The organism is Pseudomonas fuscovaginae SE-1 (genome assembly GCF_000364705.1).
GTDB classification, from domain to species: domain Bacteria; phylum Pseudomonadota; class Gammaproteobacteria; order Pseudomonadales; family Pseudomonadaceae; genus Aquipseudomonas; species Aquipseudomonas fuscovaginae_A.
In genome coordinates, this window is record NZ_AQOH01000364.1 from 22,799 (window position 1) to 40,448 (window position 17,650).

At 64.7% G+C, this 17,650-nt stretch carries 8 protein-coding genes; 4 read left to right on the plus strand and 4 right to left on the minus strand.

Going from position 1 to position 17,650, the window contains the following annotated elements:
* Window positions 1–174: 174 nt before the first annotated feature.
* From K675_RS0128505 to K675_RS0128520, 4 genes are all read left to right on the plus strand, one after another.
* Window positions 175–4,233: a bifunctional nitrate reductase/sulfite reductase flavoprotein subunit alpha gene (locus K675_RS0128505; RefSeq protein WP_017906866.1), complete on the plus strand. Its 4,059-nt coding sequence runs from the start codon at window positions 175–177 to the stop codon at window positions 4,231–4,233.
* A gap of 347 nt (window positions 4,234–4,580) precedes the next feature.
* Window positions 4,581–7,139, plus strand: coding sequence for a nitrite reductase large subunit NirB (gene nirB, locus K675_RS0128510; protein ID WP_017906867.1), 2,559 nt, complete (start codon window positions 4,581–4,583; stop codon window positions 7,137–7,139).
* On the plus strand, window positions 7,139–7,513 hold the full coding sequence (nirD, locus tag K675_RS0128515) for a nitrite reductase small subunit NirD (RefSeq protein WP_017906868.1): 375 nt from the start codon (window positions 7,139–7,141) through the stop codon (window positions 7,511–7,513). Before nirB ends, nirD begins: the two co-directional genes overlap by 1 nt.
* A 163-nt stretch (window positions 7,514–7,676) precedes the next feature.
* A complete protein-coding gene (locus K675_RS0128520; protein ID WP_017906869.1) occupies window positions 7,677–8,408 on the plus strand; it encodes a hypothetical protein in 732 nt (243 codons plus the stop codon).
* A gap of 95 nt (window positions 8,409–8,503) precedes the next feature.
* Here the strand turns inward: K675_RS0128520 and K675_RS0128525 are convergent, their stop codons facing one another.
* The 4 genes from K675_RS0128525 to K675_RS0128540 are packed head-to-tail and all read right to left on the minus strand — an operon-like array spanning window position 8,504 to window position 17,497.
* Complete coding sequence (locus K675_RS0128525) at window positions 8,504–9,997, minus strand: efflux transporter outer membrane subunit (RefSeq protein WP_017906870.1); 1,494 nt, start codon at window positions 9,995–9,997, stop codon at window positions 8,504–8,506.
* Window positions 9,994–13,101: an efflux RND transporter permease subunit gene (locus K675_RS0128530; protein ID WP_017906871.1), complete on the minus strand. Its 3,108-nt coding sequence runs from the start codon at window positions 13,099–13,101 to the stop codon at window positions 9,994–9,996. Before K675_RS0128530 ends, K675_RS0128525 begins: the two co-directional genes overlap by 4 nt.
* Complete coding sequence (locus tag K675_RS0128535; protein ID WP_017906872.1) at window positions 13,098–16,199, minus strand: MdtB/MuxB family multidrug efflux RND transporter permease subunit; 3,102 nt, start codon at window positions 16,197–16,199, stop codon at window positions 13,098–13,100. The genes K675_RS0128530 and K675_RS0128535 overlap by 4 nt, the downstream gene beginning before the upstream one ends.
* Window positions 16,196–17,497, minus strand: coding sequence for an MdtA/MuxA family multidrug efflux RND transporter periplasmic adaptor subunit (locus K675_RS0128540; RefSeq protein ID WP_026145614.1), 1,302 nt, complete (start codon window positions 17,495–17,497; stop codon window positions 16,196–16,198). The genes K675_RS0128535 and K675_RS0128540 overlap by 4 nt, the downstream gene beginning before the upstream one ends.
* Window positions 17,498–17,650 lie beyond the last annotated feature (153 nt).

Sequence of the window (17,650 nt, forward strand, 5' to 3'; positions counted from 1 at the left end):
CGCTGGCACAACCGGAAACCCGGGTTGGCGCAAAGCTTGCAGACAGCGAAACGACAGCCGTCAACGCAGACGGTTGATCTCACGACAAAGGCGCCGTGTTGCCCCGTTTCGACGGAGTGCGACACAGCGCCTTTTTCATTTGTGCAAGTTTTCCTCGGGCAGGAGCAATGGACCATGACCCAGACCAGCGTACGCAGCGTGTGCCCCTACTGCGGTGTCGGTTGCGGCATCGTCATGGAAGTGCGCGACAACCAGGTGATCAAGGTCAGCGGTGACAAGCAGCACCCGACCAATTTCGGCCGCCTGTGCACCAAGGGCAGCACCTGCGCGCAGCCACTGGCGCATTCCGGGCGCATGGCGCAGGCCTTCATGCGCCACGAACGCCAGCGCGACCCCGGCCAGGTCGGCATGGACCAGGCCATCGGCGAAACCGCGCGACGGCTCAAGGCGATCCTCGACGAGCACGGCCCCCACGCGCTGTCATTCTATGTCTCCGGACAGATGTCGCTGGAGGCCCAGTACCTGATCAACAAGCTCGCCAAGGGCTTCGTACGCACCAACCTGATCGAGTCCAACTCACGCCTGTGCATGGCCAGCGCCGGCGCCGGCTACAAACTGTCGCTTGGGGCTGACGGGCCGCCGGGCTCCTATCAGGACTTCGACCAGGCCGAGCTGTTTTTCGTGATCGGCGCGAACATGGCCGATTGTCATCCCATCCTGTTCCTGCGCCTGATGGATCGGCTCAAGGCCGGGGCCCGGCTGATCGTGGTCGACCCCCGACGCAACGCCACCGCCGAAAAGGCCGACCTGTTCCTGCAGATCAAGCCGGGCAGCGACCTGGCCCTGCTCAATGGCCTGCTGCACCTGCTGGTGAAGAACGGCCACACCGATCCCGAGTTCATCGCCCATTTCACGGAGGGCTGGGAGGCACTGCCGGACTTTCTCGAGGACTACCACCCGGCCCGCGTCGCCGAACTGACCGGCCTGCCCGAGACTCAGCTGCACCAGGCCGCACGGTGGATCGGCGAGGCCACTGAATGGATGAGCTGCTGGACCATGGGCCTGAACCAGAGTACCCACGGCACCTGGCACACCAACGCCCTGTGCAACCTGCACCTGGCCACCGGGGCGATCTGCCGGCCCGGCAGCGGCCCGTTTTCCCTGACCGGCCAACCCAATGCCATGGGCGGCCGCGAGATGGGCTACATGGGCCCGGGCCTGCCCGGCCAGCGCTCGGCGCTGGTGCCGGCGGACCGCGAGTTCATCGAGGACCTGTGGCAGATTCCCCGTGGCAGCCTGAGCCAGCAGGTCGGAGGCGGCAGCGTCGCCCTGTTCGAGGACATGCAAGCCGGCAAGGTCAAGGCCTGCTGGATCATCTGCACCAACCCGGTGACCTCCTCGCCCAACCGGCAAAAGGTCATTGCCGGCCTGCAAGCTGCCGAACTGGTGATCGCCCAGGACGCTTTCCTCGACACCGAAACCAATCGCTATGCCGACATCCTCCTGCCAGCCGCCCTGTGGGCCGAGGCCGAGGGCGTCATGATCAACTCCGAGCGCAACCTGACGCTGATGCGCAAGGCGGTCGATGCTCCCGGCCAGGCCCTGCCGGATTGGCAGATCATCGCCCGGGTCGCCTGCGAAATGGGTTATGCCGCAGCCTTCAGCTATGCCAGCGCGGCCGAGGTGTTCGAAGAGATCAAGCGGGCCTGGAACCCCGGGACCGGCTACGACCTGCGCGGGGCCAGCTATGAACGCCTGGAACAGGCACCCGTGCAGTGGCCGTGTGGCCCCGGTCAGCAGTCCCATCGCAACCCGATCCGCTACCTCAATGATGGCCTGGGCAGGCCTGCCCTGCCAGCCGCCGACGGCAGCTACCCACGCTTGCTGTTTCCCACCGCCAGCGGCAAGGCAATGTTCTTCGCCCGGCCCTGGGAGCCCGCGGCCGAGCGGCCCGATGAGCAGTTTCCGTGGGTACTCAACACCGGCCGCCTGCAACACCAGTGGCACACCTTGACCAAGACCGGCAAGGTCGCGGCACTGAACAAGCTCAATCCCGGTCCCTTCGTCGAGATCAACCCACTCGACGCAGCACGCCTGGGTATCTCCGACAAAGACAGTGTCGAGGTACGCTCGATGCGCGGCCGGGCGGTACTGCCGGCGCAGGTCAGCGAGCGGGTCGCCCCCGGCAACTGCTTTGCGCCCTTTCACTGGAACGATGTCTACGGCGAGGAGCTGGCGATCAACGCGGTCACCAGCGATGCCGTGGACCCGATCTCGCTGCAACCGGAATTCAAGTTCAGCGCCGTGGCCCTGACCCGGGTCGAGTCCCCCCAGCCTGATCCACTGACCTCGCCCACGCGCACGGAGGCCCCGCAGACCATGCAGACCCAAGCCCTGGCCCGGATCCTCGGGCTCGACACCGCCCCCGGTATCCAGTTGGCACCCAATGAGAATCTCTACCTGCGGGGCTTCCTGCTGGGGTTGGGCAGCAGCCAGGCCAACGCCGGGGTTCCGGCCCTGCCGGCCAATGCCCCGCTGCAGCCGGCCAACCGGCTGATCCTCGAGGGTATCCTGGCCGGGTTGTTTGCCCGTCAGGAGCCGGTCCAACCGCAGGCACCGCTGAGTCCTGTCGTCGCGAACGAGCCGCCGCCCCTGCTGCTGCTCTGGTCATCCCAGACAGGCACGGTGGAGGCCTTCGCCAAATCAGCCGCCGAGCGCCTGCAGGAAAAAGGCCACCGGGTGCGTCTGGCCTCGATGGACAGCATCCAGGCCCAGGAGCTGAGCCAGGCCGGTCGTGCGCTGCTGCTGACCAGCACCTTCGGTGACGGCGACCCGCCGGACAATGCCCACGGTCTGTGGCAGGCCCTGGCGGCGGACAGCGCACCCAACCTGGCTAACCTGCGGTTTGCCGTATTGGCCTTCGGTGACTCCAGCTACGACCAGTTCTGCGGCTTTGGCCGCAAGCTCGATGAGCGCCTGCACAGCCTCGGCGCCCAGCGCCTGGCCGCCCGGGTCGACTGCGAACCGGATTACCAGGCGCCGGCCAGTGCCTGGTTGGAGAGGCTCGATACCGCCCTGGCCGAAAAGCCAGCACCTGCCACCAGCGCTCCACGCTACAGCCGCCAGCAACCCCTGCCGGCGCGGCTCAAGCATAACCGGCTGCTGAGTGGGCCGGACGCGGGCAAGGAAACCCGCCAGTTCGTCTTCGACCTCGGCGACAGCGGCCTCGACTACCAGGCCGGTGATGCCCTCGGCGTCTGGCCCAGCCATTGCCCGGAACAGGTGGAACGACTGCAAGCTTGCCTTGGCGCGACCACCGCCGACACCGTGGTGACCATCAAGGACCAGACGCCGTTGCCGCTGGTCGAGGCCTTGACTCGCCATCTGGAGATTGGCCGGATCAGCCCCGCGCTGCTGCAACTGGTGCTCCAGCGCACCGGCAGCAGCCAGCTCAAGCGACTGCTCGCCGACGAACACAAGACCGAACTCAAGGATTGGCTCTGGGGCCGGCAACCGGCTGACCTGTTGCGCGAGTTGCAAGTCGAGTTGCAGGCCCAGGAACTGGTCGATTGCCTGAAACCGCTGCAGCCGCGGCTGTACTCGATCTCCTCGAGTCCCAAGGTGCATCCGGGTGAAGTCCACCTGACGGTGTCCACCGTGCGTTATGAGCGCGCCGGGCAAGCACGCTCCGGTTGCTGCTCGGGTTTTCTCGCCGATCGTGCCGAAGGCCTGGAGGTACCGATCTTCGTGCAGAAATCGGCGAACTTTCGACCGCCTGCCGATCCTCGCGCACCGATGATCATGGTCGGCCCGGGCACCGGGATCGCCCCGTTCCGTGCCTTTCTGCAAGAGCGCCAGGCCACCGGGGCCACCGGCAGGAACTGGCTGTTCTTCGGCGAACAACATGCGGCCAGCGACTTCTATTATCGCGAGGAGCTGCAAGCGTGGTCCGAACAGGGTCACCTGCATCGTCTCGATACCGCGTTTTCCCGGGACCAGGCGCAGAAGATCTATGTGCAGCACCGGATGATCGAGCAAGGTGCGCAACTGTGGGCCTGGCTGGAGGATGGCGCGGGGTTCTATGTGTGCGGTGATGCCAGTCGCATGGCGCGGGATGTGGATGCGGCGCTCAAGCAGGTGGTACGCACCCATGGCGGCCTGGATGCCGATGCGGCTCAGGCGTATGTCCAGGCATTGGCGGCGGACAAGCGTTATGTGCGGGATGTGTATTGATCGCCGTTCTGGGGAGGGGGCGGTGCCCGCGAAGGGGCCCTGAAGCACGCCCTCATAGCAGGCAACCGCCACCGGACATGCACCAGCACAGGTCGCGTTGACCCGACAAATGTCCACGAATCCCGGAAAAACCGCACAAACCGACACTTGGCACACTCCCTGCTTTAAACCAATCACCCTCTGCCATGAATGACCAGGCAGACCGTTCCGGTGGTCAACGGCGATCACATACTGAACAGGCATAAAAACACCAGGCAAAGGCGCCTGGAGCTTCGGCTCCAGGCGTTTTTTTTTGCATTTTTTCTGGCTGGGCCAGCCCGTGACTGGCCGTGATCCGAGGAAGCTCCATGAACGCTATCGTGAATGTCGAACATCGCCAGAAACTGGTGATCGTGGGTAATGGCATGGTCGGCCACCACTGCGTCGAGCAGTTGATCGAACGCGGCGCCCTGCGTCACTTCGAACTGCATGTCTACGGCGAGGAGTGGCAACCGGCCTATGACCGTGTGCACCTGTCCGAGTACTTTGCCGGCAAGGATGCCCATGCCTTGGCCCTTGGCGAGCCCGGCCTGTACGAGCGACATGGCGTCAACCTGCATCTGGGCGTGGAAGTATTGGAGATCGACCGTGATCGCCGGGAGATCGTCACTCGCTCCGGGCGCCAACCCTACGATCAGTTGATCCTGGCCACCGGTTCCTATCCGTTCGTTCCGCCGATTCCCGGCTCCGAAGGCTCGGCACGCCTGGTCTACCGGACACTCGACGACCTCGACGCGATTCGCTCGGCGGCGGCCGAAGCCCGTCGCGGCGTGGTGGTCGGTGGTGGACTGTTGGGCCTGGAGGCAGCCAACGCGCTGAAGTCCCTGGGCCTGGAGGCCCACGTGGTCGAGTTCGCCCCACGGCTGATGCCGGTGCAGCTGGACGGTGACGGTGGCGCCGCCCTCAAGGCACAGATCGAAGGCCTCGGTGTCGGTGTCCACCTCTCCCGGGCGACCCGGGAAATCGTCGCCGGCGAGCAGTACCGCTACCGGATGAACTTCGAAGGCGGCGAGTTTCTCGAAACCGACCTGATCGTTTTTTCAGCCGGCATTCGGCCACAGGACCTGCTGGGCCGCAACAGCGGACTGGAAATCGCGCAACGAGGCGGTATCGTCATCGACGGCCACTGCCAGACCAGCGACCCGACTATCTCGGCCATCGGCGAATGTGCGTCCTGGAACGGCAGCGTGTTCGGCCTCGTCGCCCCAGGCTACAGCATGGCGCGCAACGTCGCCGCACGCCTGGCCGGTGAGACCGCCGATACCTTCAATGGCGCCGACATGTCGACCAAACTCAAGCTGCTCGGCGTCGACGTCGGCTCGATTGGCGACGCCCATGGGGCGACTCCGGGCGCCCGCAGCTACCGTTTCATCGATGAGGCCAATTCGGCCTACCGGCGGCTGGTGGTCGATGCCGAAGGCAAGAAAGTCATCGGCGCCGTGCTGGTCGGCGACAACAGCCATTACGACACTTTGCTGCAATACGTGCAGAACGCAATCGCCCTGCCCCAGGATCCCGCCAGCCTGATCCTGCCGCTGAGCGAAGGCGCCCCGACCCTCGGCGCCGATGCCCTGCCGGCAACCGCGACCATCTGTTCCTGCCACAACGTCACCAAGGGCGCGATCTGCTGCGCCGTCGACGCCGGCTGCAGCGACCTTTCCGAACTCAAGGCGCAGACCAAGGCCGCCACCGGCTGCGGTGGCTGCAGCGCGCTGCTCAAGCAGGTGTTCGAACACGAACTGGTCGCCCGCGGCGTGGAAGTCGACAAGAGCCTGTGCGAGCACTTCGCCTATACCCGCCAGGAGTTGTACGCGATGGTCCGGGTGGGTGGCATCGAAACCTTCGAGGAACTGCTCGGTCGCCACGGCAAGGGCCACACCGGCTGCGATATCTGCAAGCCGGCGGTGGGCTCGATCCTGGCCTCGTGCTGGAACCGGCCGATCATGGACAAGGCGCTGGTACCGCTGCAGGACACCAACGACACCTTCATGGCCAACATGCAGAAGAACGGCACCTACTCGATCATTCCGCGGATCGCCGCCGGCGAAATCACCCCGGACAAGCTGATCGCCCTCGGCGTGGTGGCGAAGAAATACGACCTCTACACCAAGATCACCGGCGGCCAGCGCATCGACCTGTTCGGTGCGCAACTGCACGAGCTGCCGCAGATCTGGGGCGAGTTGATCGATGCCGGCTTCGAGACCGGCCACGGCTACGGCAAGTCACTGCGCACGGTGAAATCCTGCGTCGGCAGCACCTGGTGCCGCTACGGCGTGCAGGACAGCGTGGCCATGGCCCTGCTGCTGGAGAATCGCTACAAGGGCCTGCGCGCCCCGCACAAGTTCAAGCTGGCGGTGTCCGGCTGCACCCGCGAATGCGCCGAGGCGCAGAGCAAGGACATCGGCGTGATCGCCACCGAGAAAGGCTGGAACCTGTATGTCTGCGGCAACGGCGGCATGCGCCCGCGTCACGCCGAACTGTTCGCCACCGATCTGGATGACCAGACGCTGATCCGCTACGTCGACCGTTTCCTGATGTTCTATATCCGCACCGCCGACCGCCTGCAGCGCACTTCGGTATGGCGCGAAAACCTCGAAGGCGGTCTCGACTACCTCAAGGCGGTGATCATCGACGACAGCCTGGGCCTGGCAGCCGAGCTGGAAAGCCAGCTGCAACTGGTGGTGGACCGCTACGAGTGCGAATGGGCCAACGCCATCAGCGACCCGGAAAAACTCAAGCGCTTCCGCACCTTCGTCAACGACCAGCGCGGCGACCCGGATATCCATTTCGTCAAGGAGCGCGCGCAGCGCCGGCCGGTGCGCGCCAACGAACTCAACCTGATTCCCGTACATGAGGAGGTGGTCTGATGGGCCAATCAACCGCACAACACAGCGTTGCCAACGACTTCCAGTGGCAGACGGTCTGCCGCCGCGAAGACCTGGTGGAGAACTCCGGCGTGGTGGTCTGGTTCCACTGCGCACAGGTCGCGCTGTTCTACCTGCCCAATGCCAGCCAGGGGCGCACTCTGTACGCCATCGACAACCATGACCCGCTGTCCGGTGCGAATGTGATCGGCCGTGGCATCGTGGGTCATATCAAGGGCCAGCCGGTGATCGCCTCGCCCCTGTACAAGCAGCACTTCAGCCTGGAAGACGGCCTGTGCCTGGAGTATCCGGAGCAACAACTGCGGGTCTGGCCGGTGCGCTGGGCGGGTGACGAGGTGGAAATCGCGGTGATCTGACGTTCGTCGGGAACCTGGCAAAACTGTCAGAACTGACAGTAGCCAGTCTCGACCGCGCAGGCCCTAATGGGCGTCTGGCAGCTGTATCCATCCGGATTGCCAGCCGGACAGGTGTTGCCCAGGCAGCACCTGTCACTTATCAGCCACGATGGAGACCACGACGATGGATCACACCCTCCTTCCCGCCCCGCATATTGCGCTGGCACTGGGAAACTTTCACTACCCGCAACACCACCTCCTGCCTGTCGACGCCCTGACCTCCAACCTTGCCCTGGACATCGAGACCGCCTGGCCGGATCCTGCACAAAACGGCCAGGTCGACCACATGACTCTGCTCTACACCTCGCCCGGGGGCAACCTGCACGAGGTGCCTGTACCGTTGCCCGGGCCGCTCCACTTTCCACTCAGGGTATGGCTACCCTACAAGTACCTGCATGAAGAAGGCGTCTCCAAGGTCGCTTTCAAGGTACGTAACCAGGCTGGCGTCACCTACGAGTCGGACCCCGTGGCCTTCACCATCGACCTGCGCGTGCCCAATCATGACCAGGCCGGCACCAAGCCCGTGGTGGACGGCGAAGTCGGTTTTCCGGGCGTGACCCGTGACTACCTGCTCAGGCATTGCAACAGCGTGAAGTTCCTGGTCGAACAGTATCCCGGGCAGACCGCCGGCGACCGGGTCGGCCTCTGCCTCGGCGGCCCCAACGAGCCGGTGCTCAGCGATGCCCTGGTGACCCGGGCCGATCGCGACACCATCATTCGCCTGGATGCGGAGTATTTGCTTGAGCTGGATGATGGCGTGCACCTGGCCTACTACAAGCTTTTCAGCCGAGCCGGCAAGGTGGGGCCCAACTCCAAGGGCACATTCGTGCGCATAGACCTCGGTCCGCGTGATTGACAGCGGCGCCAGCCGGCCAGGCATATGCCAGGCTATTTCATTGGATGGCCGCCTGCGGCGGCTCGCCAGCAAGCCGCCTCCTACAGGGGGCGCGGCTACTTGGCGGCCACCGGCTCGGTCGCACCATCCCAGCCGCCGCCAAGGGCGGCGATCAGTTGCACGCTGGCGATCAGCCGGCTTTGCAACAGGCTCAACACGCTGCGCTCGTTGCTCAAAGCGGTGGTTTGCACCGTCACCACGTCCAGGTAGGCGATCAGGCCGGCCTTGTACTGGTTCTCGGTCAGGCGCAGGGATTCACGGGCCGAGTCCAGCGCCTGCTGGCGCACCACCGCCTCGTTCTCCATGACCTTGAGCTGCACCAGGTAGTTCTCCACCTCGCGGAAACCGTCGAGCACGGTCTGGCGGTACTTGGCGACGGTCTGGTCATACACCGCCTCGGTCCGCTCCACCTCCGCCGAGCGCTGGCCACCGTCGAACAGGGTCATCGCCAGCTTCGGCCCCACCGACCAGAAGCGGTTCGGCAGGCTGATCCAGTCGGCATAGGTACTGCTGCTGTAGCCGCCGGACAGGCTCAGGGTCAGGTCCGGGTAGTAGGCGGCCTTCGCCACGCCGATCCTGGCGTTGGCGGCAATCACCGAGCGCTCCGCCGAAGCGACGTCCGGCCGCCGCTCCAGCAGTTGCGACGGCAGGCCCAGCGGGATCCGCGGCAACGCCGGAACATTGTTGGTGGCCGCCAGCCTGAAGTCGGCCGGCACCTGGCCGGTCAGCACGGCGATGGCGTTTTCAAACTGGGCGCGTTGCCAGATCAGGTCGATCAGGTCGCCCTGGGCACTTTTCAGCTGGGTCTGCGCCTGGGCGATCGATGCCTTGTCCGAAACGCCGAAACGGTACTGGTTCTCGGTGGTTTTCAGCGAGCGCTCGTAGGCCTGCACCGTGGCCTCGAGCAGGCGCTTCTGCTCGTCGATCACCCGCAACTGCAGGTAGTTCTGCACCAGTTCCGACTGCTGGCTCAGGCGCATCGCCGCCAGGTCGGCGAAGCTGGCCTGGGCGCTGGCCTTGTCCGCCTCGAGGCCGCGGCGCAGCTTGCCCCAGACGTCCGCTTCCCAGCTCACGCCCAGTTGCGCGTTGTAGGTATCGCGTATTCCGCTCGAGGAACTGCTCAGGCTCGAGTTGCTGCTGCCGGTGCCCTGGCTGGAGCGGGTCTTGCCGGCACTGAGGTCGACACTCGGGAAGAACGCCCCGCGGGAGCTGCGCACCAGCGCCTGGGCCTGGCGAAACTGTGCCTCGGACTGGGCCACGGTCTGGTTGCTGCTGTTGAGCTTCTCCACCAGGCCATTGAGCACCGGATCACCGTACAGCTCCCACCAGGCGCCACGGGCCAGCGAATCGCTGGGCTGGGCCTGGCGCCAGCCGGCTGCTTCCTTGTACTGCGCCGGGGCGGCGGCATCCGGGCGCTGGTAATCCGGGCCAACGGCGCAGGCGCTGAGCATCAACCCACACAAGGCCAGGCTCAGCAGGCGCGAGCCACGGGCCATTTCCAGGCGTTGGGCCGCCTGCGCGGTCACATTGCGGTATGCAGGGTCAGTCATAGCGGAGTTTCCAGAGCACCGTCGGTACGTACGCCGCGCCAGGCGTTGAAACGGTGGCGCAGGCGATCAAGATAAAGGTAAACCACCGGGGTGGTGTAAAGCGTCAGGATCTGGCTGAAGATCAGCCCGCCGATGATGGTCAGGCCCAACGGCTGGCGCATCTCCGCACCTTCGGCGGTGCTGAGCATCAGCGGCAGAGCCCCGAGGATCGCCGCCAGGGTGGTCATCAGGATCGGCCGCAGGCGCAGCAGGCAGGCTTCGCGGATCGACGCCTGGGGCTCGAGGCCACCATTGCGCTCCAGTTGCAGGGCCAGGTCGATCATCAGGATCGCGTTCTTCTTCACCACCCCGATCAGCAGGAACAATCCGAGCAGGGAAATCAGGCTGAACTCGCCACCCAGCAGGTAAATGCTGAGCAACGCGCCGACACCGGCCGACGGCAGCGTGGACAGAATGGTCAGCGGGTGGATGTAGCTCTCGTAGAGCACCCCGAGCACCAGGTAGACCGCCACCAGCGCCCCAAGAATCATGAACGGCTGGCTTTTCTGGGTCGCGGCAAAGGCATCGCTGGTCCCGGCCATCTTGGCGATCACCGACTCCGGCAGGCCGAGCTTGGCCACCGCCCGCTCGATCGCGGCCGTGCCCTGCTCCACCGTCACGCCAGGGGCCATGTCGAACGACAGGCTCTGCGAGGCGAACTGCCCCTCGTGGCTGACCTGGTCTTCCTGCAGGCTGTTCTCGTAGTGCGCGATGGCTGACAGCGGGATGCGCTGGCCGTCGCTGGTGATCACCTTGACCTGGTTCAGGGTTTCCGGGTCCTGGGCGTATTTCGGGTTGACTTCCATCACCACCTGGTACTGGTTCAGGGTGTCGTAGATGGTGGAAATCTGCCGCTGGCTGTAGGCGTTGTTCAGCACCGCGGTGACCATGCTCATGTCGACGCCCAGGCGCTTGGCGGTATCGCGATCGACCACCAGGGTGGTCTGCTGGGCGCCACGCCCCTCACGAGCGTCAATCGCCGTCAGCTCCGGTAGCCCCTTGAACGCCGTGATTACCTTCGGGTACCACTCGCGCAACGCCGCCAGGTCGTCGCTTTGCAGGATGTAGGAGTACTGGGAAGTCGTCTGTTCGCGACCGCCACCAAACTGCAGATCCTGGTCGGCCATCAGCATCAACCGCGCGCCAGCGACCTTGGGCATCTCCACCCGCAGGCGCTCGATGACCTTCTGCGCCGAGATGTTGCGCTCCTTGATGGGTTTGAGGCGTACCAGCATGAAGGCGTTGTTGGTGCCGTTGTTGCCACCGATGAAGCCGGCCACGCTCTGTACCGCCGGGTCGGCCAGGATGGCCTTGCGGAAAGTCTCCATCTTCGGCTGCATCACGCCGAACGACAGGCCGTCATCGCCGCGGATGAAACCGATCAGTTGCCCGGTGTCCTGCTGCGGCATGAAGGTCTTGGGCACCACCACGTACAGCGCGATGTTGACGCCGATGGTAATCAGCAGGCTGAGCAGCGTCAGCCGGCGGTGGCGCAACACCCAGTCCAGGCTCTTGCCATAGGCGTCGACCATGCGGTCGTTGGCCTTCTCGCTCCAGCGTTGCAGGCGCGTCTGTACGCCCTTGGCATGCGGCTTGAGCCAACGGGCGCAGAGCATCGGCGTGAGGGTCAGGGACACCACCAGCGAGACCACGATCGAGGCGGCCAGGGTGATCGAAAACTCGCGGAACAGACTCTCGATGATCCCGCCCATGAACAGAATCGACAGGAACACCGCCACCAGCGACACGTTCATCGACAGCAGGGTGAAACCGACCTCCTTCGCCCCCAGGTAGGCCGCCTTCATCGGTGCCACGCCGTCGTCGATATGCCGGGAAATGTTCTCCAGCACCACGATCGCATCGTCCACCACCAGCCCCGTGGCCAGGATCAGCGCCATCAGCGACAGGTTGTTCAGGGAGAACCCGTACAGATACATGATGGCGAAGGTGCCGATCAGCGACACCGGTACCGCCAGGGTCGGAATCAGCGATGCGCGGAAATTGCCGAGGAACAGGTAGACCACCAGCACCACCAGGGCCACGGCGATCAGCAGGGTCATTTCGGCTTCATGCAGGGTGGCCTTGATCACCGGCGAACGGTCCATGGCCAGGTTCAGCTTGACGCTGGAGGGCAACACCGCCTGCAACGCCGGCAACTGGGCCTTGATTTCGTTGACCGTCTCGATGATGTTGGCCCCGGCCTGGCGATTGATCACCAGCAGTACCGCGGCATCATTGTTGAAGAAGCCGCTGTTGTAGCGATCCTCGACACCGTCGCTGATTTTCGCCACATCGCCCAGGCGCAGGGCGGCGCCGTTCTGGTAGTGGATGATCAGCGGCTCATAGTCCTTGGCCTTCTCCAGTTGGTCATTGGCCTGCACCTGCCAGTTGCGCCGGTCATCCTCCAGCGACCCCTTGGGCCGACGTACGTTGGCATTGGCGATCGTGGTGCGCACGTCGTCCAGCGCCACCCCATACTGGTTCAGCGCCTGGGGTTCGAGTTCGATGCGTACCGCTGGCAGCGAGCTGCCACCGATCTGCACCTCCCCCACGCCCGGGACCTGGGACAGGCTCTGGGACAGGATGGTCGAGGCCAGGTCGTACAGCTGGCCCTTCTGCAACACGTCGGAAGTCAGCGACAGCACCATGACCGGCGCCTGGGACGGGTTGACCTTCTTGTAGGTCGGCATGCTGCGCATGCCGCTGGGCAGCAGGTTGCGCGAGGCGTTGATGGCCGCCTGCACTTCCCGCGCCGCGCCATTGATGTCGCGGTCCAGGTCGAACTGCAGGATCACCCGGGTCGAGCCCTGGCTGGAACGGCTGCTCATGGTGTTGACCCCGGGGATCACCCCGAAGGAACGCTCCAGTGGCGTGGCCACGGTCGAGGCCATCACCTCCGGGCTGGCACCCGGCAGGCTGGCCTGGACCACGATCACCGGGAAATCCATCTGCGGCAATGGCGACACCGGCAACAGGCCGAAGCTGACGCCACCGAGCAGGACGATCGCCAGGCTCAGCAGCATGGTCGCTACCGGCCGGCGGATGAAGGGTCCGGAAAGGTTCATGTGTCGGCCTGCTCCAGGCGGCTCGGATGCCGGCCCCAACGCCGTCCGAGACGGTCGAAGAACAGGTAGATCACCGGCGTGGTGAACAGCGTCAACACCTGACTGACCAGCAACCCGCCAACCATCACCAGGCCCAGCGGCTGGCGCAGCTCGGCCCCGGAACCGGTGGCGAGCATCAGCGGCACGGCCCCGAACAGCGCGGCCAGGGTGGTCATCAGGATCGGCCGGAAGCGCAGCAGTGCCGCCTGGTAGATCGCCTGCTCGGGCGCAATGCCCTGGTTGCGCTCGGCGTCGAGGGCGAAGTCGATCATCATGATCGCGTTCTTCTTGACGATACCGATCAGCAGGATAATACCGATGATGGCGATCATGCCCAGGTCATTGCCGCTGAGAATCAGCGCCAGCAAGGCACCGACCGCGGCCGACGGCAGGGTCGAGAGGATCGTCACCGGGTGGATGTAGCTCTCGTAGAGCACCCCGAGCACGATGTACATGGTCACCACCGCCGCCAGTATCAGCAGCAAGGTGCTCGACAGCGAGGCCTGGAAGGCTTCGGCGGCGCCCTGGAACTGGGTCTGCACGCCGATCGGCATGCCGATGTCCTGCTTGACCTGTTCGATGATCTCGACGCCCTTGCCCAGGGCGATGCCCGGCGCCAGGTTGAACGACATGGTCACCGCCGGGAACTGGCCGATATGGGAAATCGCCAGTTGCGCCTGGCGTTCCTCGATCCGGGCCAGACTCGACAGGCGAACCTGGCTGCCGCTGGTGGTCTTGACGTGGATCTGGTCGAGCGCCGCCGGGCCGATCTTCTCCCCGGCCTGGGCCTGGAGCACCACGCGATACTGGCTGGCCTGGGTGTAGATGGTGGAGATCTGCCGCTGGCCGAAGCCGTCGTACAGCGCATCGGTGATATCGGAAACCGAGACTCCCAGCCGCGAGGCGGCATCGCGGTCGATCACCAGGTATACCTGCAGGCCCTTGTCTTGCAGGTCGCTGGCGACATCGGTCAGTTCCGGCCGCTCGGCCAGGGCCTGCAGCAGCTTGCCACTCCACTCGGCGAGCAGGTCGGCATCCGGCGAGGACATGCTGAACTGGTACTGGGTCCGGCTGACGCGGTCCTCGATGGTCAGGTCCTGCACCGGCTGCATGAACAGGCGGATACCCACCAGCTTGTCCACCCGCGGTTGCAGGCGGGCGATCACCTGCGCTGCGCTGAGGTCACGCTGGCGGTGCGGTTTGAGGTTGATCAGCAGGCGCCCGCTGTTGAGGGTGGCGTTGTCGCCATCGACACCGATGTAGGATGACAGGCTTTCCACCGCCGGGTCGGCCAGAATCACCTTGGCCAGCTCCTGTTGGCGCTGGCTCATGGCCGCGAACGATACGGCCTGCGGCGCCTCGGAAATGCCCTGGATCACCCCGGTGTCCTGCACCGGGAAGAAGCCCTTGGGTACCATCAGGTAGAGGAAAACGGTCAGTGCCAGGGTGCCGATGGCGACCAGCAGGGTCAGCGGCTGGTGCTTCAGTACCCATTGCAGCTTGCGTCCGTAGGCTTCGATCAGCCAGTCGATCCAGGCGCCGCTGGCGCGGTAGAAACGCCCCTGCTCCTCTTCCCTGGGCTCGCGCTTGAGCAGGCGCGCGCACATCATCGGGGTCAGGGTCAGCGAGACCACCAGGGAAATCAGGATCGCCACCGCCAGGGTGATGGCGAACTCGCGGAACAACCGTCCGACCACGTCAGCCATGAACAGCAGTGGGATCAGTACCGCGATCAGCGACAGGGTCAGCGACACCAGGGTGAAACCGATCTGCCTGGCGCCCTTTAGCGCCGCCTGCATCGGGCTGTCGCCCTCCTCGACGAAGCGCGAGATGTTTTCCAGCATGACGATGGCATCGTCGACCACGAAACCGGTGGCGATGGTCAACGCCATCAGCGTCAGGTTGTTGACCGAGAAGCCCGCCAGGTACATCACCCCAAAGGTACCGATCAGCGACAGCGGTACGGCTACCGACGGAATGATGGTGGCACTGGCCCGACGCAGGAACAGGAACGTCACCATCACCACCAGGGCGATGGCGATCAGCAGTTCGTGCTGCACGTCGGTCACGGAAGCACGGATGGTCTGGGTGCGGTCGGTCAGCACGGCGACGTCGATGCCGGCCGGCAGGTTGTCGGTGATGCTCGGCAACAGCGCCTTGATCCGGTCGACCACCTCGATCACGTTGGCCCCTGGCTGGCGCTGGATATTGAGCAGCACGGCCTGGTTTTCATTGGCCCAGGCCGCCAGGCGTTCGTTTTCCGCGCCATCGACGATTTCAGCCACATCCTTGAGCCGCAATGGCGCGCCGTTCTTGTAGGCGAGGATCAGTTCGGCGTACTCCTTGGGCGAGCGCAACTGATCGTTGGCATCGAGCATCGATACGCGGGTCGGGCCGTCGAAGTTGCCCTTGGGCTGGTTGACGTTGGAGGCGCCGATCAGCGTGCGCACGTCGGACAGGTTCAGGCCGTTGGCCGCCAGGGCCTCCGGGTTGACCTTGATCCGCACAGCCTGGCGCTGGCCACCGGCGATGCTGACCATGCCGACGCCGCTGATCTGGGCGATCTTCTGCGCCATGCGGGTGTCGACCAGGTCGTTGAGCTTGGGCAGCAGCATGGTTTTCGAGGTGATCGCCAGGGTCAGTACCGGGGTATCCGCCGGGTTGACCTTGTTGTAAACCGGTGGTGCCGGCAGATCCTTCGGCAGCAGGTTGGTCGCGGCGTTGATCGCCGCCTGCACCTGTTGCTCGGCGACATCCATGTTGATGTCGAGATTGAAGCGCAGGGTCAGCACCGAGGCGCCGCCGGAGCTGGTGGACGCCATCTGGGTCAGCCCGGGCATCTGCCCGAACTGGCGCTCCAGCGGCGCGGTGACCGCGCTGGTCATCACGTCCGGGCTGGCGCCCGGATACAGGGTCATGACACGGATCGTCGGGTAATCGACCTGGGGCAGCGCCGATACCGGCAGCAGCCGGTAGGCGATCACCCCGGCCAGGACGATCGCCAGCATGCTCAGGGTGGTGGCTACCGGGCGGAGAATGAACAGCCGCGAGAGATTCATGCGCCGACCTTTTTCGCCTTGGCCTCAGCCCCTGCGTCCGCGTCCTTGGCCTTGGAGCCATGCAACTGCCCTGCTGGCGTGCTCGGCACGTCCTGGCTGTCATTGACCACTTCCACCTCGCCGCCGTCCTTGAGACGGTCGGTGCCTTCCAGCACGACGCGATCGCCGGCGGCCAGGCCCGAAGTGATCACGGTGACGTTGCCGTCGCTTGGACCGACTTTCAATGGACGAATCTTGACTTTCTTCTCGCCATCCAGCGCATAGACGAAGGTGCCGTCGGTACCGAACTGGATCGCCGCACTCGGGGCCAGTATCACACCCTTGAGCGTGTCGGCGAGCAGGCGCACATTGACGAACTGGTTGGGGAACAGGTTCTGGTCCTTGTTTTCGTAGAGCGCCTTGAACTTCAGGGTGCCGGTGGTGATATCAATCTGGTTGTCGATGCTTTGCAGCACACCGGTGGCCTGCAGCTTAACGTCACCGCGGTCCCAGGCTTCGGCCGGCAGGTGCGCGCCGCTGCGGAAACGCGGCAGGACCACATCCAGATTGTTCTCAGGCAAGGTGAACGCGACGCTGATCGGCTGGGTCTGAGTGATCACGGCCACGGCCTGGGTGTCGTTGGCCGCCAGCAGGTTGCCGACGTCCAGTTGACGCAGGCCCAGGCGTCCGGAAATCGGCGCACGGATCTTGGTGAACGCCAGGTTGAGCTTGGCGGCGTCGACCGCCCCCTGGTTGTTCTTCACCGTGCCCTGGTACTGCAGCACGGTGGCTTCGGCGGTATCCAGGGTCTGCTTGGCGATGCTGTCCTCGGCATACAGCCCGCGATAGCGCTGCAGGTCGACCTGGGCATTCTTCAGTTGCGCCTGGCTCTGCAACAAGGTGCCCTGGGCCTGCAGCAAGGCGCTTTCATAGTTGCGTGGGTCGATCTCGGCGAGCACATCGCCGGCCTTGACCATCTGCCCTTCCTGAAAGTTGATCTTGACCAGTTGGCCACCGACCTGCGCCCGCACATTGACCGTGTTCAACGCGGTGACAGTGCCCAGTGCCTTGTAGTAGAGCGGGAAGTCGCCGACGGTCGCCGGAGCCACGCGCACCGGTACCGGGCCGGTGGAGGCGCCGAAACCGGGGCGCATCATGCCTGTCTTGCCGGTATGCCCAGCCGGCTTGTGTTCGGTCTTGTGCTCGCCGGCCGGCCAGAAATGCCAGCACAGCGCCGCGATGATCAGCACGGTGAACAGGCCAAACAGCCAACGACGGGATTTGCGGGGAGCAGAGGATTGCATGGAGTGATCAACCATTGTGGGCGAGAGCTTCTTCCTTAGGAGCCTGAAAGATAAGCACTCAAATGTTTCATGCAAAGTGCCTTTACCGGCAATTTACCTTTGCATGACCTTCTTCGACCTGCGACCAAGGCACTGAAACGCAAATGAAAAACGGCCCGGGAGGTGCGG